The sequence below is a fragment of the Halobacillus karajensis genome (genome assembly GCF_900108515.1).
GTDB lineage: Bacteria > Bacillota > Bacilli > Bacillales > Halobacillaceae > Halobacillus > Halobacillus karajensis.
Window position 1 is genome coordinate 26,200 of the sequence record NZ_FNWW01000010.1, and the last position, 18,347, is coordinate 44,546.

Sequence of the window (18,347 nt, forward strand, 5' to 3'; positions counted from 1 at the left end):
GGCTTTCGTTTCCTTAGCCTGGAGAAGGTTGCCTCTATGTTCTTAACGATTAAGCGGCTTTTTGTTCTTCTCTTTCTTCCGGCATAAGAAGAGATTTTGGCTGGCATTTTTTCTTTGTCATTTCTGACACGACGAAAATCATAATAAATGCAGCGACACATGCAAGTGTCCGGAACGGAAATAAGACAATTCCATCTGCGTTGATCATCGGGTATGGCAGAAATGACGGTAATCCGAGTGCAGGCTCTCCGCCGCCTAGACGTAGGAAGAGGGCCGTGGAAAAACCAGCAATAGATCCGTACAAGTTCGCGTTTTTATAAAAGAGCGCCATCGTCAGCTGCGGGAATAGAATGGTATAAACAAGGTCGGAAGCCAAATACCAAAGGGTATAAACACTCTGGACATTTAATGCAATGATCATGGCGCCGACACCGACAATAATGATGGTGCGTTTGATTACTTTTTTTAATTGATCTGAACTTGCATTCGGCTTCAGTAATGGACGGTAAACATTCCAGGATGCCATGGAAGAAGCGGACAAAATAGAAGAATCCATAGAGGACATAACTGCCGCTGCTAAGGCGCCTAAACCGATAGCTGACACAAGTTCCGGTGTTAAATATCTTAAAATATGCGGCAGAATGACAGCTGGGTTTTCTGGAGCGGGAATTCCCATACTTGCCCAGTCCATATTCACACCGACTATTCCAACGAGTACGGCAGGAACAGCGGCAATGATGCAGATGATTCCTGCTGTAATGGACAGCCACATGGCCGTCTTTTCATTTTTGGCTGAAAGCACACGCTGGAAATATACTTGCCAGGCAATCCCGCCAAAGATAAGAAGGAGAGCATAATCTATCCAGTTCCAGAACCAATTTCCCCAGGCAGGGTCTTCCCATCCATTCAAAGGTGGAAAGAGGTTGGCATAGGAACCAAACTCTGCTGAATAGTTACTCCAAGCATTATCAATCCCGCCGACGTGGCCTAACGTAAACGGGACAACAAGGATTAAACCGATTAAAAGAATCGCCATTTGGAATACATCTGTGTAGGCAACGGCCCACATTCCACCAGCTACGGTGTAAGCAATTGCAATGATTCCTGATAGGACGATAGACGTCGTAAAATCTATATTGAGAATGGTTCCGAACGTTGTGCCAAGTGCAGTCAAGATGGCAGCACTCCAGAACATTTCTCCAAGCAAGGCAGGAATATAAAGAACACCTGCCATTTTCTTTCCGAACCGCTGTTCAAGCGGGTCAATAATCGTAAGGAATTCGTAGCGACGCATTTTACGTGCGTAGAATATCCCGCCGATAATTAAACTCAATGCATATCCCCACGGGGCCTGGGCCCATACAAGACCGTCACTGTATGTGAATTCCGCCGTGCCATTGACATAACCGCCACCAACCCATGTCGCAGCCATTGTAAACATGGCGATTCCTAGTGGCAGGCTTCGGTTGGCCACCATCATATCTGTGAGGGTTCCAGATTTGTTAGAAGCGAAGACAGCGCCGATGTAGTAAACGAGGGCATAGAAAAAGATCATGGCGATAAACCCGCCCCACTGAATGTTTTCATTTGTGAAGGCCATATAGAGGACAAAGATACTTAAAAGGGTGCCAAGCATCATCGCGGCTTTATTTTTTGCGAAAAAAGATTGCTGTTGTTTCGATTGTTGCAATGACATCACTCCTATGGTTCAGCTGAATATTCAGCGAATTATATTGTGCGTACATATTGCATGAATAACACGCTGCTTGTTATTCAGAGAGACAATATCTTATGTTTTGTGGTCTACAGGTAAGAAATCAAAAATTTCTTCACTTTCAATAGAATTTACTAGTTTCTGCAGCCAATAGTAATAAGGTTTTGAAGCCTCAAGATGTTGGAAGATCTGTTCTGCTTCCTTTTTCAGGTTCTTCTCGGTCTTGGAATCCTCTATAAGATCATTCAGTTCATTTTGGGATTGCTGAATCGCATCTAAATTAATCTTGGCTTCCCTTAACCATTTTTTTGTGAAAAAGCTGGAAAAGAAAGTGAAAAAGTCTTTTTCGGCTACAAAAGTCTGCCTGCGCGTGCCTTTTCTGAAATTTCGTTTCACAATGTGGTAGTTTCGGAGCTTTTTTACTCCTGTACTCATGCTGGGCTTACTCATTCCGAGCATTTCGCGCATCTCGTCCAACGTCATATCCTCTTCAAAGTACATCGTTCCATATAATGCCCCTGCACTTCGTGTTACTCCATAAAGATCCATCGTTTCCGCAATTGAGTCGATGACCAGAGCCTTTGCATTCTCGATGGTGAGTCTAGAGTTTTCTTTATGATTGTTTGTCATTGAAAACCTCCTCACAGGTGTAAAGAAAATTAAGTTTATTAAATTTTTTCTTTACAGACTTTATATTAACGAATTAAAAATGCTTGTCAAAAAACAAAATTTTTTAAATCTGTTCTAAAGCCTAACAGGTCAATGCTTATAGCAGTTTTAAAAATCTTTTTGTTTTGACAACTTTTATAGGAGTTGCTATCGTATTATCTTTCTAAACATTAAATACTTTCTTAATAAATTTAATATAGGTGGAATGTATCTGTTTCGGCATGCAGAACAGCGTTGGTTGAAGTTCATGACGTATGTCTTAAGGGGCCATGTTTGCAGGTCTTAGGGATTCTCCATGAGCTGCACATGCCGTGGGGGGAATGATGGTGGCAATCAGTGAGGCCAGTTGAAATTGACTGTAAAAGGGGACTTCATCAAGCCTTCGGGTCCACCTCTCGATATGGCAACCGTAGACTGCAAAGGCTGCTTAAAATTAGATGTGCAAACTAGTGGGGGACCCTTAAGCCAAAGGGGTCCTTCGTGATAGACATCTTGAAGATTTAGGTGGATGCACGAGCACTGCTTTTAACCAGTTAGAAAAGACACGGTCGTTCACAGGTAAAGGACCAAACTCCAGGGCGGCCCCTTCCCTGGAGCTTTTTTGTGGGTAAGAAGCCAAATACCCTTCTCGTGCCCACGGGGTATGCTGGCTGATTATTAAGGGGACGATGGTATAGAATGGTCATGAAGATCCATTAAATTTTTTTAAATCCTATCGTATATGAATTATAATAAAGGTAATGTGAATACTTTCACAAAAATGCATAGATAAGGAGTTTTCTATAGATGAAGCACCTCAGCAGACTAGCTTTCTCAGAGGGAAAAGTGCCCATGCTGTTGATTCTCACGTCAGTGTTAATTGGTGCAACGATTATCGCCCAATCCTACTATTTCGTAGCGATTGTTGAGCAGACTTTTCTAGGGGAACAGGATTTTCAGGAGGTTTTTCCATTACTGGTGGGGCTACTGCTTGTACTTGCCGGTCGATCATTGTTTACCTGGTTGAATGGATGGATTGGAATTTCCCTTGCGTCTAAAGCGAAACGATACTTTCGTCAATCTATTATTGAGAAATTTTCCCGTCATCCTGTTCAATCCTCTGCACAGGGTCAATCAGGGCGGAAGATAAGTGTGCTAATGGATTCAGTAGACGAGATTGATGGGTATTTCAGCAGTTATGTCCCCCAAATGATCCAGACCATGGTGGTTCCACTTATGATTCTCATCGTTGTGTTTACCCAGCATTTGTATTCTGGATTGATCATGCTAATTACAGCACCGTTCATCCCTTTGTTTATGGCGATTATTGGTGTGATGACAAAAAAGAAATCAGAAGACCAGATGGAGAAGCTGAATGCTTTTTCCGGGAAATTCCTTGACATTCTTCAAGGGCTGACGACATTAAAGTTATTTGGCCGTTCTAAACAGCAAAAAGAGGAGATTGAATCGAGCAGTCTCGGGTTCCGTGATGCGACAATGGAAGTGTTGAAAGTCGCTTTTGTTTCATCGCTTATGCTTGAATTTATTTCAATGCTGAGCATTGGTTTGATTGCGCTGGAAATAGCTATTCGACTTGTTGTCTATGAAAGTGTTTCGTTTTTCACAGCTTTTTTCATTCTTATTCTCGCTCCTGAATTTTATTTAACTCTTAAGGATTTCGGCAGTGCTTTCCATACAGGCAGAGGGGCAGCTGGTGCTGCCGGACAACTGACCGCTGAATTGGAAAGAGTGGAGGATGAAGTGGAATGGGGCATGGATGAGCTGGAACGAGAGGGGCCTCCAATGATTTCTCTTAACGGGGTGAGCTTTCAATATGAGGAAGGCTTTGCCATTCAACCGATTTATACGAAGATTCCACCCTATTCCCAAGTTGCGATTGTTGGAAGAAGTGGGTCAGGAAAATCAACCCTGCTTCATCTTATGGCTGGATTGGTTAAACCTTCCGCAGGGAAAGTGATCGTCAATGACCGTTCTCTATTTGAATATAAAGAATCGGAGTGGTTTTCCCAAGTAAGCTATATATCTCAAGACCCCTACCTTTTTTCCGGGACAGTAGCAGAAAATATCGCCATTGGCGGTTCTGATGGCGGCCATACGCGCATGGAGATTCAAGAGGCTGCTGAGAAAGCGGGGGTTTCTGAATTGATCAATTCTTTTCAATATGGGTATGATACCCCTGTTGGAGAGGCCGGCCGTGGACTGTCGGGTGGTGAAAAACAGCGATTAGCTCTTGCTCGGGCGTTTCTGAAAAAACCTACTGTCATCCTTTTTGATGAACCGACGACAGGCTTGGACCTGAGAACAGAGCGGATATTGCAAGAATCCATGGAAGAACTTGCTAAGAAGGCGACAGTTATGACAGTGGCTCATCGGCTCCATACCATTCAAAATGCTGATCAGATTTTATTCCTAGAACGTGGGAAGTTAGTCGGCAAGGGGAATCATGAGGAACTGCTGCAAACCGTCGAGGAATATCGGAACATGGTAACCGTGCAGCAAGGAGGAGGAACGGCATGAAAGATTTGAGAGATGTCATCCAATTGGTTGTCCTAGAGAAAAGAGATATCGTGCGATCTATCCTGTTTGGTTTCCTTGCGGGGATCTCAGCCGTAGGTCTCTTTGCCTCCAGTGGGTATCTGATATCAAAAGCCGCTTTGATCCCCCCATTGTACGCCCTTACCGTTCTCATTGCTTTTTTAAAGTTATTTGGATTTGCACGTGCTCTGGGGCGTTATGCGGAAAGGTATTATTCCCATAGGGCAACATTTACAATTTTAAGCAATCTCCGCCTTGCTTTTTATAAAAGGTTAGAACCACACGCCCCTCGTATTTTTCAGAAGTACCGAAGCGGTGATTTGTTGTCAAGGATAGTAGGCGATGTGGAAAGTTTGCAAAACTTCTTTTTGCGTGTCTATTATCCCCCAGTTGTTCTTGGCATTATTTTTCTTGCGACGATCGTTTTTACATCCATTTTCTCTATAAGTGTGGCCGTCGTTCTTTTACTTGGCCTGGTCATTACTGGTCTCTTCATTCCCGCCTGGTATTCTGTGAAACAAAGGAAGTATGCTCATAGGGTGAGAGAGGCCCGAGGAGCTCTCTCGACAGAGGCTGCCGAGTTCCTATATGGGTATCGCGATCTTAGAATTTATCAGCAGTTGGCGAAGAAAAAAGAAATACTTTTAAAGACGGCAGATGATTATTTGGACGAAGAAGAACGGGACGGAAGACAGAGGTTATCCAATCATTCTTGGAATACCTTTGTCACCCTAATCATTTCTTGGGTTGTGACAGGTCTCGGGGCTTTTCTTGTTGCTGAGGGAGATTTGAATGGGCTCTTTCTCGCCATGCTGGTAATGATATCGTTGACAGTCTTTGAAAATGCTGCTCCTATGGCTGTTTTACCGAGTCACCTGGAAGATAGCAAGCGGGCATCGGCACGACTTTTTTCAATTGTGGAGAAAGAAAAGGTAGACAAGGGGATATGGACTTTGGAAGACCATCAAGCTCCGAGTATTAAGATGTCAGGTGTATATTTCCGGTTTCCAGATGACGAAAGAGAGGCTTTAAGAGAGGTTACCCTTTCAATTCCTGAAGGAAGTAAAACGGCCATTGTCGGAGCAAGCGGATCAGGGAAGTCTACTCTGATGCAACTCTTTATGAAGTTTCATACACCATCTTTCGGGGAGTTGTCTGTTAATGGAGTGGATATCCGGAAGTTATCAGAAGAGAGTGTGTGGAAGAATAGCAATGTTGTGCTTCAGGAAAACCATTATTTCTATGGAACGATAAGACAGAATCTGCAATTGGCCGGAGATATATTGACAGATGAAGAAATGGAGCAAGCGTTAGAGGAAGTCGGGCTGAGATTCGATTTGGGTCAAAAAGTGCTTGAGAAAGGGGAAAACCTTTCGGGCGGAGAGAGGCAACGTTTAGCAATAGCAAGAGCATTTCTAAAAGGGGAACGTTTATGGCTTTTAGATGAGCCGACATCTTCCGTCGATGCTTTAACTGAACGTATGATATTTGAACATCTCTACCAAAGAGCAAAAGGAGATACTTTAGTCCTAATCAGTCATCAATTGAATGGCCTCGAAAAGATGGATCAAATTATTGTGATGGAAGAAGGTAGTGTCAGAGAAGCGGGAACGTATCACGAACTTATCGAAAAACAAGGATACTTCTACGAAATGAAACAAATCGAACAAAACATCTTCAGCTGATCTCCCTCACTTAACAAAACAAAAAAATACCGTACCATGTCTTCCATAATATGGGTAACCTGGTACGGTTGTTTTTTCCATGTAAGGAGATAAAGAAAATCGTCTTGAGACAAGCTTTGTCATTCTTCTTAATAGTAATAAGGATAGGGGTACGTGTAAGGGTAGTAATACGGGTAAGGCCTTGCGAGATATGGAAATAAGGCTAAAGTGGCTAGACCTGCTAGCGGTAGAATTTCCCGGCGGAAGCGGCGTGCGCGGCGACGACCGTATCCATACTGGCGCTCATCCGAAGTGTTGCCATTCTCATCCACCATCACATCTTCACTAATCAAAATAGTCATGTTGTCACGATCGACATCCGTGATGATCCCGTCAAACGTTCGGCCATCTTGTGTTTTAACCATGACGTGATAATATTTCATCTTATTACACTGCTGATAGGAAGGCTTCATATGACCTTGCTGGTACATATTTCGTTCTTCTGTCATTTTAACCAACTCCTCAGAATCCATGATATTCACCCAGCCCAAAAGTGTGACAATTTGTTTCTACATAAAACTTCATAAAAAAGCCCATAGCTGCTCGCATAACCGAAGAATGACTTCGGTGGAAAGATCCTATCCCAACACTGGCGGCTATGGAAAAATGAAAAGTGATAAGAAAAATCCCTACTTATAGAAAGCGTTATCATTTCGGGGGAATATCTAGTAAACTAGAGATAATTCTTAAGGTGAGGTGAACGTAACGTGAAAAAAAGAGCGCCGATGGATTTAGGGAATGGTGTCTTTTTAATTGATGGGTTTGATATGGGGTTTGAGGGGCGCACAGGTGCCTATGTGTTGTTGGGGGACAGGATTACACTCGTGGAAACAGGTCCCAGTCCTTCTGTTCCGAAGGTTCTAGCGGGTTTGGATGACTTAAATGTTCCGTCAGAGAAGGTAGAGTTTATTATTTTGACTCATATCCATCTCGACCATGCAGGGGGCGTGGGTCTTCTTCTTAAAGAATGTCCGAATGCAAAGGTCATCGTTCATGAAAAAGGGAAACGCCACTTGGCCGACCCCTCGCGTTTAATTGAAGGAGCAAAGGCTGTGTACGGGCAAGATTTTGAGGAATTGTTCGATCCGATCCTCGCAGTTCCGGAAGATAAACTGTATACGAAAGCTGATGGCGACACCTTGACCATTTCAAAAAAACGTCAATTAACATTCTATGATACACCAGGGCATGCCAAACACCATTTAGGTATTCATGATTCATGGAGTAATGGGATTTTTACAGGTGATACAGCAGGAATTCGATATCATCAGACCACGGATTATGGACTGACGTTTTACTTGCCTACGACGTCACCGAATCAGTTCGATCCAGATGCGATGCTCCAATGTATCAGACGCTTTCGTGATATGAAACCATCTTGTCTTTATTTTGGTCACTTTGGCAAGACGGAGTATCCTGATCAAACGTTTGACCAAATAATGATTTGGATTCCGATTTTTGTAAAGGAAGCGGAAGAGGCACTCAAACGAGACGAAGGTCCAAGGGGCATACAACAAAGACTTTACAAACATGTGGCGTCCTATTTGGATGAAAAAGGTGTCCCGCGGGACCATGAAATTTATGATTTATTGAATCTTGATTTTGAAGTTTGTTCAATGGGGCTATCTGATTATATGAAAAAGAAAAGCAGGGCGTAAGGTCCTGCTTTTTCTTAGAGTTCAGCGTTTATAAAAGTCATTGAACAGGAGGGCCTTTACTTTTGTTCGGGTGATCACATATAAATGAAACGTAACCCGCCATTGATTCGTAAAAGGAAGAGAGAAAAGAAGGAGGTACATAAATAAATGGTTGGAATTTTATTAACGACGATTTTATCTTTTTTATTATTTTTTGCATTGTCGATGATCGCCTATGTAAACAATCGAATGAGAAGAAAGAAAATTATGAAGACGATGGCAGGGGTTATGGTATTTGGTTTGATCCTCGTGTTTTTTGTGGTTTACGCGTTTATGCCGACAATCACTGTACCGAACATGCTGGTTCTAAACATTATTGTTGCGGTGCTTTTGGTTCCGTTGGTTTATGGAGGGGCTAAAGTGCCAGTGCAATACCAAACCATGCATCGTTCCTTATCGGGGATCATTGTCTTGGTTGTGGCCGTTGCTATCCTCGGGACATTCGTCTATAGCATTTTAGCTTTACAAGTTAGTCATGACAGCATTGTGAAATCTGAAGAAGAAGAGGCACGCCCTCTGAATGAGGATAATACACCAATTGCTGTCGCCCCTGAATCCGCCCGGAACAAAGTTCAAAAAGCGATGAGCGTGGTACCTAATACACAGTTTTATGATTTAGGGAAGTTACAGGCTCAGCAAGTGGATGGGGAAATCGTATATGTGGCACCTGTCGAATTCAGTAGTTTTTGGAGATATTTGAGAGGGAAAGAGACAGAAGGTTACTTCACGATTCAAGCGACGAATGTTAATGCTCAACCGGAGTTTGTACAAAACAAAATGCGATATACGAACTCAAGTTTTTTCAATCATAATATTCAGCGGGTCGTTTATGGAAAGCACCCGGACTATATTCAAAGCGGCGAAGCGCAAATCGAAGTGGATGATGACGGAAAGCCATGGTATGTTCAAACGATCTACAAGCCGCTCCTCTTCTCCAATAGACCTGACATGAACAATGTCAGCGTGGCGATCGTGGACCCTGTTTCAGGGGCCGTCAAAACATATGAAGCTAAGAGCGCTCCTGACTTCGTAGAAGGAGCCGTCAGCTCAGAGCTGGCCACCTTAGAAAATGAGTATTTCGGAAAATACATTCATGGCTGGCTCAACTCGCTCTTTGGTAAGAAAGATGTGAAAATCCCGAATGAAGCCGGTACAGAAAGCAGTGTAACGCCGATTTTCAATGAAGACGGGGAAATGTTTTACTTTACTGATATGGCTTCCCCTAAGGAAAATATTGATTCTGCCCTAGGTTATACATTAATACATGCAAGAACAGGGGCTCTCACTTATTATAATGGCCAGCAAAATCAAGGGATTATGGACAGTAAAGGGGCGAATCAAATTGTAAATAAACAATTCCCTGAAAAGAATTGGACTGGTAAAATGCCGGTGCTCTACAATGTGGATGGCCACCCGACATGGGTAGTCAACGTACTTGATCCGAATGGTCTGTTTAAGCAGTACGCCTATATTAAAGCAGATGATTCCGATTTCGCTGTCTTTGGTGACACAGCGAAACAAACGTTGAATGCGTATCGCTTACAAATTGCCCAGGACCCAAGCAGTGTGGAAGGAAGCCAAGGTGTGGACCTTACGGAGAAATCTGGTAGGGTTAACCGTGTGCTTGTTACGTCCACGGATTCTCGACAGTCCGTCCAATTTTTATTGGAAGGCGAAACAACGATTTATACAGTTAACACGAGCAAAGCGCCTCTAGCCATTTTCCTGCAAGAAGGAGATCGGGTTACGATACAGGCACGCGTTCGTGAGAATGGAACAGCAACCGTCGAAGAAATGCAAATTGAAGGAGTCAATTAAATGAATCCAGCAGGGTGCGCCCTGCTGGATTTTTGTTTGGATGTGGATTTAGAAAGAAGACAGCTCCATAGCTTTTATTCTATGATAGAATAAAGGTGGATTTTTGTTAGGAGGGATTTTTTATGGCAGAAAAAACTTTTGCGACAGCTATTAACTGCATGGACGGACGGGTCCAACTTCCCGTTATTCACTGGATGCAGGAGCGTTATGGCACAGAGTATATTGATATGATTACAGAAGCGGGACCTACAAAGTTCCTGTTGGAAGGATCAGAAGAACAACTGGCGTCCATCAAAACGAAAATTGATATTTCCGTAGATAAACATGGATCTGGTGTAGTGGCCATTGTTGGGCACCACAATTGTGCGGGCAATCCGGTTGAACGCGAGCAAAAAGTAGGCTTTATTCAGGAATCTGTTGAGCTTGTGAAATCCTGGGGATTTAATGTGGATGTCATCGGCCTATATGTTAATGACCAGTGGGAAGTAGAAGTGATTACTGGATAGAGGATTTCCCTGACTTTTAACGAATGGTTCTTATTATAAAGAAGATTCGTGAAGGGGTGACGGGTTTGGAGCAATCAAGCTGGTTTGAATTCGTGGAAAAGGAACGAGACCCAGTGTACAGGGAATTGCAGAAATTAACGGAGGAAAACCGGACGATACACATTGCCTCCTATACCATTACGTTAAATCCTTTTGCCTTGATAGAAATTGAGGGGAACGGTATTCACGACTGTGTCTGTGACATCGAAACCTGCTATAAGTATTTGTGTGCGGTAAGCAAATGATGGGAAGACTCAGGGGTTATTCGGCCCTGAGTCTTCTTTTTTTGAGGGTCTTGTTTATTTAATTTATGGTGAATGGGAAAGCTGTGCTGTCCCCGGGCTGATCGGGGATTCTTTAGAACCTTCTTCTATTATCCCAGCAGCTCACCCATTAGGTTTTAGAACACTAAACTCAAATGATAGGCCCGGTCCTGAGATGTTTGAGGAGAAAGGGCTTTTTCTATACAATGGTTCTACATGGTTAAATTACTTAGAAAAAAGGTGTTTCTATGAAGAAATATATCGTTGTAGGCGGTGGCGTCCTCGGGGCTTCGACTGCTTATCATTTAGCTAAAGAAGGCGTCGAAGTTAAAGTCATTGACCGTAAAGATGCGGAGCAGGCGACAGAGGCAGCTGCAGGCATTGTTTGTCCATGGCTGGCCCAACGTCGTAATAAGCGTTGGTACCGTCTTGTAAAAGGAGGAGCACGGTATTACCCTGAGTTGATCCGTCAGCTTGAGGCAGAAGGAGAGAGCAAAACAGGTTACCGTCGCGTTGGTGCCATCAGTCTCCAAAGAGATGAACAAAAGTTAGAAAAAACAATGGAACGTGCGTTAAAACGAAGGGAAGACGGTGCACCGGAAATTGGGGAGATTACAAGGATTTCACCAGAAGAAGCGAAAAAGCTTTTTCCGCCATTAGCAGATGGATACGATGCAATTCATGTTAGTGGAGCCGCGCGTGTGAACGGGCGAGAGTTGAGGGATGCTTTGCTCCGAGTGGCTGCAAAAAATGGAGTGGAACAGATTCATGGAGAAGCCACTCTCGTTTATGAGGGTAAAAAGGTAACAGCAGTGGAAGTGGATGGAGTGCTTCACGAAGCTGATGAAGTGATTGTAACTGCCGGTGCTTGGGCGAAGCCGCTTCTAAAACCGCTGGGCATTAACTTCCTTGTCCACCCGCAGAAAGCGCAAATTGTCCATTTAGACCTTCCAGACACCGAAACAGAGAACTGGCCAGTCATTATGCCACCGAATAATCAATATATGCTTTCATTCGGAGGCGGCCGCGTCGTAATAGGGGCTACTCATGAAACAGATGCAGGATTTGACGGGCGCTCCACAGCAGGTGGCCTTCATTATGTATTTGATAAAGCCCTGGAAGTAGCACCGGGTTTGTATGAAAGCACTTTTGCTGAAACACGTGTAGGCTTTAGACCATTCACACCGGGGTCTTTGCCAGTCTTTGGCAGGGTTCCAGAATGGGGCAATCTTTATGTCGCTAACGGATTAGGTGCATCAGGGCTTACATCAGGTCCATATGTCGGTGCAGAGGTCGCCCGCCTAGTTTTAGGGAAAGAAACAGAGCTCGATCCAGCCGACTATGATGTAATGGAAGCGATCGAGCCGGAGTAAGTAGCCCATCACAGGAGAAACTCCCTGCCGTGAAGAACGGCAGGGAGTTTTATAGTACTGGCGAAGAGTTGGCTTCGTTGTTCCGAACTCTCTGATTGAAAGGTGGGATCAGCGGTTTATTCATCAGGGTAGTCACAATATTCAATAATTGTGCCACCCGTGTCAGCAGGGTTCAAATAAATGAGACGCCGCCCGTGTTTGTTCGTTCTTAACGACCATTCTAAAGTACGGATCCCCTCTTTTTCTAATTCTTTCAAAGCTTCCTTCAAATCGCCTACATGATAAGCTACATGATGGACGCCTTTACCCTTTTGTTTTATGAAACGGGCGATGGGAGAAGAGGTATTATTTGTCGGCATCAGTAACTCTGTACGGTCTCCATGGATATCCATAATGGCAATTTCGCTCTCTACGCCCTCAGCTTCATTACGGTAGCGATCAATTAATGTACCACCAAGAATATGTGTATAAAAGGCAATACTGTCTTCAATATTACGAACAGCTACACCGATATGGTCCAATTTCTTTTCCACGAATTAGTCTCCTCTACAGCAATATCCACTCATTTTAACATATCCAGGCCCAGGTCCCTTGTAAAGGTCTTAGTGATCCGCCTTTTTTCATGAAATCTAATTATCCGTACAAGCTGATTTTTCTTTTCTGCATAAAGTAGTGCAGGAGGTGATTTTATGCCTGCCTGGATCAGCAATAGTTTGAAAATCCTGTCAACCATTGTCATGCACATTGTTGTGACCTTATTTTTGTTTGGTGCTATCGTATATACCATCTTCACAGGACTGACAGTGTTCAAAGGATTGATCGTCATTGGTTTGTTCTTTCTTTGGGTCATATCATTCATTTGTATAGTAATGAAGCTGTACGAGTATTTATTTGGCCGTTGGAAGAACGACCATGAGTAAAAAAGGATCCTGCCATGCAGGATCCTTGATACATTAGTCTAGTTGTTTTACAACTTCTTTTGCGACAGCTTCTGTGGACTGTGGATTTTGTCCTGTGATCAGGTTTCCGTCCACTTCATAATATTCAGACCAGTTTGGACCACTTACAAAGGTTGCGCCAAGTTCATTCAACTTGCTTTCTAGAAGGAAAGGCATATGTTGATCAAGTGTTGTTTCCACCTCTTCAGCATCCGTAAAAGCGTTGACGCGTTTGCCTTTTACGAGTGGCTCCCCATTGGAAAGGGTCGCTCCTACAAGACCGGCGGGTCCGTGACATACAGCAGCAATGATTTTATCTGCTTCATAGAATTGACGAAGCAATTTTTGGAGGTCTTCATTATTCGGGAAGTCAAACATCGTGCCGTGTCCGCCTGGTAGGAAGATGGCATCATAATCCTCGGCTTTTACAGCAGCAATAGACGTTGTATTTTCTAAATGTGGTTTTGTATCCAGGATTTCCTGTGGTTCATCTTCGCTTACACTACCCGGGTCTATGGGAGCACGCCCGCCTTGAGGGCTAGCTACGGTTATATCATAACCGTATTTCTTGAATTCATTGTATGCTTCACCAAATTCAGATAACCAAATACCTGTTGGTTGTTCGTCGGTAACTTTTTCATGGTTTGTTACGACCATCAGGACTTTTTTAGACATCATTGTGTTCCTCCTTTGGTAGTGAATCATCGCCATTTTAATACCTAAAAATCGTAAGTGGCAAACCTTTTGCTTGTACGTCTATAAAGAAATTTCCCTTTTTCATAGCTATTAAACATGGGCAAAATACCGTTGACAAAATGGATTCTTCCGCATACGCTAAGTGTATATATGAATATATGCGCATATAAGGAAGGTGTCGATTTCATGAGTGTAGAGAACAATAAAGCGAAGGGGCAAGAAATGAAGGAAACAGAACAGCTGGATGAGGAGACGCTATTCGTCGTTTCCCAAACTTTTAAAGCGTTATCTGACCCCACTCGAATCAGAATTCTTCATTTACTTTGCGAACGGGAAATGTCCGTTAATCAAATTGCTGATACATTGGAACTTCGCCAATCTACGGTGTCCCATCAGCTTCGTTTTTTGAAGAACCTGCGTTTAGTAAAGTACCGGAGAGCAGGTACGACGATATTTTACTCCCACGATGATGAACACGTCATCGATCTTTTGCAACAAACGATCAATCACGCTCTGCACCATTAAAGGGGAGAAAAAGATGAAGGAATATAAATTACAAGGTGTATCATGCGCAAATTGTGCGCAAGAAATGGAAGAGGAGATCAAAAAGCTTAGTCATGGGGAAAATACAGAGCTTCATTTTTCATCAAGCAAGTTGAGGGTTGAGGACGGAGTAGATTTGAATCAAGTCCGCCGTATTTTGAAAACTGACGGAGCTTCCCTTATCGAGGATGAAGGAAACAGCCACCGTCATGGGTCAAATTTGAGGCTCTTTGTCATTCTGTCCTCATTAATCTTTGGTGCGACCTTTTTATTACAAGGGATTGCTGCTTCTTTTCTTCTTATTTCAATGTATGTGGCTGCGATTGTGATTAGTGGTCACCAAACGTTTTGGAAAGGTTTGAAAAATCTTGTCCGCTTGAAATTTAATATTGATACCCTTATGACAATTGCCTTAATCGGAGCCGTTTCCATTGGAGAATGGAAAGAAGCGACTCTTGTTGCGATCCTCTTCGGGCTCAATGAATATTTAGAAGGTCTAGGGATGGAGAAAGCAAGAAATTCAATGGAGCAATTATTGAAGGTGGCTCCTAAACAGGCGACGAAAATAATGGAGGATGGCACAGAAAAAGTAGTGGCCATTGAAGATCTTCAGGAAGGGGATATCGTTCTCGTAAAAGCGGGGGAAAAGATCCCTTCAGACGGAACCGTTGCATCAGGCCATAGTTCTGTCAACGAAGCAGCTATTACAGGTGAATCTCTTCCTGTCGATAAACGGCCGGGGGAAAAACTCTTTGGTGGCAGTATAAATAATGAAGGACTTTTAAGGGTGGAAATCACAAAAGCTTATGGAGAGTCTTCCTTGGCAAAAATTCTTCAGTTAGTGGAGGAAGCACAGGAGCGAAAAACTCCTACAGAGCTTTTCATTAATCGCTTCGCAAAATACTATACACCACTGATTATGGTAATTGCCGGTCTTGTGATAGTCGCCCCGCCACTTCTATTTGCTGCTTCCTGGGCGGAATCCTTTTATCAGGGGCTGGCCGTACTTATTGTCGGTTGCCCATGTGCCTTGATTTTGTCTTCGCCAATTGCCATTCTGTCGGGGATTACGAAAAATGCTCGGAATGGCATCCTTATAAAAGGGGGAGCTTTTCTCGAACAGCTTGGAAAAATAGAGAGTATGGCTTTTGACAAGACAGGAACTTTGACTAAAGGAGAGCCGAAGGTCCATGCGGTCCAGGTATATGAAGAGGAAAAGTTCTTTTCTGTGGCACGTGCCATTGAGAGACATTCTTCCCATCCGATAGCGGCAGCGATTCTTGATTATTCGCTTGTCCAAGAGGCGGATGTATTAGAGCCTTCTTCTGTTGATACAATTCCAGGAAAAGGCATACGGGCAGAGATTGAAGGGCAGACCTATTATGTAGGCAGTGAACAAACTTTAGATCATTTGGATTTGGCACAGGAATTACAGGGCGACATTGATCGTATGAAAGAAGTAGGATACACACTTGTCCTTGTATCCGATGAAAAGGCTGTCCTTGGTATGTTTGGAGTCGCGGATGAAGTGCGGGAAGAAAGTCGAACTTTAATGCAACGTCTTCACTCTTTAGGGATAAAACATACCATCATGCTGACAGGGGACCATGAGAAAACGGCTGAGAAAGTGGCAGGTGAAATTGGAGTTAGTGATGTGCACGCACAGTTATTGCCAGATCAGAAAGTGGAAAAGATCGAGGAACTGAAGAAAAAGGGCAGACTCGCGATGATCGGTGATGGCATCAATGATGCACCCGCATTAACGATGGCTGATTTAGGGATTGCCATGGGGAAAGGAACAGATAGTGCAATTGAAACAGCAGACATTGTTCTTATGCAAGATCACCTTGGGAAATTGCCTCACGCATTTCGTATTGCCAAGCGTGTGAACGCGATCGTTAAATGGAATATTTCTATTGCGCTGGGATTGAAAGTGTTCGCCTTATTACTGACGATTCCCGGATGGCTAACTCTATGGTTCGCCATTCTCGCCGATATGGGCGCAACTATCCTAGTCACTTTGATCAGTCTTACAGTTCTCCTTATGAAGGAGTAATAAATAACTTAAATGGGGAAATTAACCACACCAGGCCATCCAATATTTGGATGTCCTGGTGTGGTTTTATTTGAAGAAATACAATCCTTAGACTTTATTTGTTGGACAGAGTGATTTGTGATAACTGGAAGGGCAAAAGACCGTCAGGAGAAATGTGATTTTTTCGGTAAATAGTGGCTCTCCTTCCGTAAAAACAGTGAGGTGATGATACATACTTTTGCCGGGCTAAGACGACGATAAAGCATATATAAAGAGTGAGGATAATGGTTATGAAGATACAATTCGATCAAACGCAAAAATTTCATATCAATAAGATCTATGGTCCTATTCATCAAGAAGTGAATGCCCTTTCGTTTCACTCCAAACGAGTAGAACCACAATCGGTATTTTTTTGTCTGCAAGGGGATAATTTCGATGGCCATAAATACGTGGAGGAAGCGATTGCTCAAGGTGCCTGTGTGATTATCGGAAGTGATGGGTCATTATTTAATAGGCTTGTGCAGACGTATGATCAAACAACCTTTTTACTTGTAAATCATGTCCGTTCAGCGATGGCTGCTTTCTCTAAGGAGTATTTCAACAGGGCAGATGAAGAACTTAAAACCGTTGGTGTAACGGGAACGAATGGAAAGACGACCGTCGCTGCTTATATTCGGTCTTTGTTGACATTGCTTGGGTTAAGAACAGGATCCATTGGTACAACGGGGATTTGGTCGTCAACCCGTAAACTGAACTATAAAAAGAGCACGCCGACAACCCCCGAATCCATGGACATTCACCGTATATTTCGGGATTTCAGGAACCTAAATGATCAAGGAGCTGTTATGGAAGTCTCCTCCATCGCTCTCGATCAATGCAGGGTGGAAGGGATTCAATTTGATGTAGCCGTCCACACGAATTTCTCTGAAGACCATATGGAATATCACCGGACAATGGATCACTATCGTGAATGTAAGATGCGCCTGTTCCATCAGGCTAATCATAGGGTTGTGAATTTAGATGATGATGGGATGGCTTCTGAGTTGTTGGCCATGGGGAAGGATGGCCTGCTCACCTATAGCATCAACAATCATCCTGAAGCAGATTTATCTGCTATTCATCTCAAAGTTATGGAAAAAGGTACTCAATTCTCATTAAAATATCGTGACAAGACAGTAAATGTGGAGTTGCCTGTATATGGGAATTATAATGTTGCCAATTTACTGGCAGCTATTGCTACAGCCCTTCACCTCGGGTTTTCCTTCCATGAGATCTTAAAAGTTCTGCCAAATTTAGAAAGCCCAGAAGGACGATTTCAAGTGATTGAAACCCCACTTCAGCAAAAAGTGATTTTAGACTATGCCCATACACCTGTTGCGTTGGAACGATTGGTGGAAGAAGTGAAAAAAATGAACTATCGCCGGTTAATCGTAATGGTCGCAGGAGTGGGCATCCGAGATTTCAATAAAATGCCAAAGATGGCCAACGCCATTGAAGGAAAAGCGGATGAAGTGATTGTAACGGTAGATCACCCTGCACACCACGATCCGCAAATCATTGTGGACAAGGTGATGACTGGATTCATCAATCCGGGTGCGGGGAATATTCATTCGACGTTGACGAGAGAAGAAGGGATACGGAAATCCATGAGTCTCGGACAAGAGGGAGATATCATTTTGCTCACTGGTGGCTGTATTAATAATGCTCAAATCGTAAAAGGGGAAGAAGTCCCTCATTTTGATGAGAAGATTATTGAAAGTTTCTTTCCGCGTGTGGTCCAATAAGAACCAGTCTCCA

16 protein-coding genes are annotated in these 18,347 nt (G+C 43.3%); 11 read left to right on the plus strand and 5 right to left on the minus strand.

Features of this window, described 5'->3' with window-relative positions; genetic code table 11:
- Positions 1-49: 49 nt before the first annotated feature.
- Both BLW54_RS16945 and cudC read right to left on the minus strand, forming a co-directional pair.
- Positions 50-1,639, minus strand: a complete 1,590-nt coding sequence (locus BLW54_RS16945) for a high affinity choline transporter 1 (protein ID WP_139254212.1) — start codon at positions 1,637-1,639, stop codon at positions 50-52.
- A 150-nt stretch (positions 1,640-1,789) separates the two neighbouring features.
- Entirely contained in the window at positions 1,790-2,344 is a 555-nt protein-coding gene (cudC, locus tag BLW54_RS16950; protein ID WP_035510975.1) for a choline uptake/conversion transcriptional regulator CudC, read from the minus strand.
- Between the two features lie 825 nt (positions 2,345-3,169).
- On the opposite strand from cudC, the gene cydD reads away from it, so the two are divergent.
- Both cydD and cydC read left to right on the plus strand, forming a co-directional pair.
- A complete protein-coding gene (gene cydD / locus BLW54_RS16955; RefSeq protein WP_074736037.1) occupies positions 3,170-4,900 on the plus strand; it encodes a thiol reductant ABC exporter subunit CydD in 1,731 nt (576 codons plus the stop codon).
- Positions 4,897-6,603 (plus strand): thiol reductant ABC exporter subunit CydC, encoded by a 1,707-nt coding sequence (gene cydC / locus BLW54_RS16960; protein WP_035510979.1) that lies wholly within the window; start codon positions 4,897-4,899, stop codon positions 6,601-6,603. The genes cydD and cydC overlap by 4 nt, the downstream gene beginning before the upstream one ends.
- Before the next feature lie 128 nt (positions 6,604-6,731).
- On the opposite strand, the gene BLW54_RS16965 is transcribed toward cydC, so the two are convergent.
- Entirely contained in the window at positions 6,732-7,091 is a 360-nt protein-coding gene (locus BLW54_RS16965) for a hypothetical protein (RefSeq protein WP_035510981.1), read from the minus strand.
- Between the two features lie 276 nt (positions 7,092-7,367).
- On the opposite strand from BLW54_RS16965, the gene BLW54_RS16970 reads away from it, so the two are divergent.
- The 5 genes from BLW54_RS16970 to BLW54_RS16990 all read left to right on the plus strand — a co-directional run bounded on the left by BLW54_RS16970 (position 7,368) and on the right by BLW54_RS16990 (position 12,338).
- The gene (locus BLW54_RS16970) at positions 7,368-8,300 is read left to right on the plus strand and encodes an MBL fold metallo-hydrolase (protein ID WP_074736069.1); all 933 of its coding nucleotides are present in this window, start codon (positions 7,368-7,370) and stop codon (positions 8,298-8,300) included.
- A gap of 147 nt (positions 8,301-8,447) precedes the next feature.
- A complete protein-coding gene (locus tag BLW54_RS16975) occupies positions 8,448-10,157 on the plus strand; it encodes a DNA-binding protein (protein WP_035510985.1) in 1,710 nt (569 codons plus the stop codon).
- Positions 10,158-10,279: 122 nt separating this feature from the next.
- The gene (locus BLW54_RS16980) at positions 10,280-10,663 is read left to right on the plus strand and encodes a carbonic anhydrase (RefSeq protein ID WP_035510987.1); all 384 of its coding nucleotides are present in this window, start codon (positions 10,280-10,282) and stop codon (positions 10,661-10,663) included.
- Positions 10,664-10,728: 65 nt separating this feature from the next.
- On the plus strand, positions 10,729-10,947 hold the full coding sequence (locus BLW54_RS16985; RefSeq protein ID WP_035510989.1) for a hypothetical protein: 219 nt from the start codon (positions 10,729-10,731) through the stop codon (positions 10,945-10,947).
- 266 nt (positions 10,948-11,213) lie between these two features.
- Positions 11,214-12,338, plus strand: coding sequence for an NAD(P)/FAD-dependent oxidoreductase (locus BLW54_RS16990; protein ID WP_074736041.1), 1,125 nt, complete (start codon positions 11,214-11,216; stop codon positions 12,336-12,338).
- A 116-nt stretch (positions 12,339-12,454) separates the two neighbouring features.
- Here the strand turns inward: BLW54_RS16990 and BLW54_RS16995 are convergent, their stop codons facing one another.
- Positions 12,455-12,871: a VOC family protein gene (locus BLW54_RS16995; RefSeq protein WP_035510993.1), complete on the minus strand. Its 417-nt coding sequence runs from the start codon at positions 12,869-12,871 to the stop codon at positions 12,455-12,457.
- Positions 12,872-13,027: 156 nt separating this feature from the next.
- Here BLW54_RS16995 and BLW54_RS17000 point away from each other — a divergent pair, with 156 nt between their 5' ends.
- Positions 13,028-13,258: a hypothetical protein gene (locus tag BLW54_RS17000; RefSeq protein ID WP_035510996.1), complete on the plus strand. Its 231-nt coding sequence runs from the start codon at positions 13,028-13,030 to the stop codon at positions 13,256-13,258.
- Between the two features lie 33 nt (positions 13,259-13,291).
- Here BLW54_RS17000 and BLW54_RS17005 read toward each other — a convergent pair whose 3' ends face one another.
- Positions 13,292-13,951 carry a type 1 glutamine amidotransferase domain-containing protein gene (locus BLW54_RS17005; protein ID WP_035511104.1) on the minus strand — a complete coding sequence of 220 codons (660 nt, stop codon included), beginning with the start codon at positions 13,949-13,951 and terminating at the stop codon, positions 13,292-13,294.
- A gap of 207 nt (positions 13,952-14,158) precedes the next feature.
- Here BLW54_RS17005 and BLW54_RS17010 point away from each other — a divergent pair, with 207 nt between their 5' ends.
- The 3 genes from BLW54_RS17010 (at position 14,159) to BLW54_RS17020 (ending at position 18,334) form a co-directional block, all read left to right on the plus strand.
- Positions 14,159-14,497 carry an ArsR/SmtB family transcription factor gene (locus BLW54_RS17010; RefSeq protein ID WP_051744321.1) on the plus strand — a complete coding sequence of 113 codons (339 nt, stop codon included), beginning with the start codon at positions 14,159-14,161 and terminating at the stop codon, positions 14,495-14,497.
- Between the two features lie 13 nt (positions 14,498-14,510).
- A complete protein-coding gene (locus tag BLW54_RS17015; RefSeq protein ID WP_035510998.1) occupies positions 14,511-16,571 on the plus strand; it encodes a heavy metal translocating P-type ATPase in 2,061 nt (686 codons plus the stop codon).
- 269 nt (positions 16,572-16,840) lie between these two features.
- On the plus strand, positions 16,841-18,334 hold the full coding sequence (locus BLW54_RS17020; RefSeq protein WP_074736071.1) for a UDP-N-acetylmuramoyl-L-alanyl-D-glutamate--2,6-diaminopimelate ligase: 1,494 nt from the start codon (positions 16,841-16,843) through the stop codon (positions 18,332-18,334).
- The last annotated feature ends 13 nt before the right edge of the window (positions 18,335-18,347 follow it).

Coding starts and splice junctions, on each gene's coding strand:
- BLW54_RS16990 (WP_074736041.1), top strand. CDS start 11,214: ATGAAGAAATATATCGTTGTAGGCGGTGGCGTCCTCGGGGCTTCGACT.
- cydD (WP_074736037.1), top strand. CDS start 3,170: ATGAAGCACCTCAGCAGACTAGCTTTCTCAGAGGGAAAAGTGCCCATG.
- BLW54_RS17015 (WP_035510998.1), top strand. CDS start 14,511: ATGAAGGAATATAAATTACAAGGTGTATCATGCGCAAATTGTGCGCAA.
- BLW54_RS16975 (WP_035510985.1), top strand. CDS start 8,448: ATGGTTGGAATTTTATTAACGACGATTTTATCTTTTTTATTATTTTTT.
- BLW54_RS16970 (WP_074736069.1), top strand. CDS start 7,368: ATGGATTTAGGGAATGGTGTCTTTTTAATTGATGGGTTTGATATGGGG.
- BLW54_RS16980 (WP_035510987.1), top strand. CDS start 10,280: ATGGCAGAAAAAACTTTTGCGACAGCTATTAACTGCATGGACGGACGG.
- BLW54_RS16945 (WP_139254212.1), bottom strand. CDS start 1,639: ATGATGCTTGGCACCCTTTTAAGTATCTTTGTCCTCTATATGGCCTTC.
- BLW54_RS17000 (WP_035510996.1), top strand. CDS start 13,028: ATGCCTGCCTGGATCAGCAATAGTTTGAAAATCCTGTCAACCATTGTC.
- cydC (WP_035510979.1), top strand. CDS start 4,897: ATGAAAGATTTGAGAGATGTCATCCAATTGGTTGTCCTAGAGAAAAGA.
- BLW54_RS17005 (WP_035511104.1), bottom strand. CDS start 13,951: ATGTCTAAAAAAGTCCTGATGGTCGTAACAAACCATGAAAAAGTTACC.
- cudC (WP_035510975.1), bottom strand. CDS start 2,344: ATGACAAACAATCATAAAGAAAACTCTAGACTCACCATCGAGAATGCA.
- BLW54_RS17020 (WP_074736071.1), top strand. CDS start 16,841: ATGAAGATACAATTCGATCAAACGCAAAAATTTCATATCAATAAGATC.
- BLW54_RS16965 (WP_035510981.1), bottom strand. CDS start 7,091: ATGACAGAAGAACGAAATATGTACCAGCAAGGTCATATGAAGCCTTCC.
- BLW54_RS17010 (WP_051744321.1), top strand. CDS start 14,159: ATGAGTGTAGAGAACAATAAAGCGAAGGGGCAAGAAATGAAGGAAACA.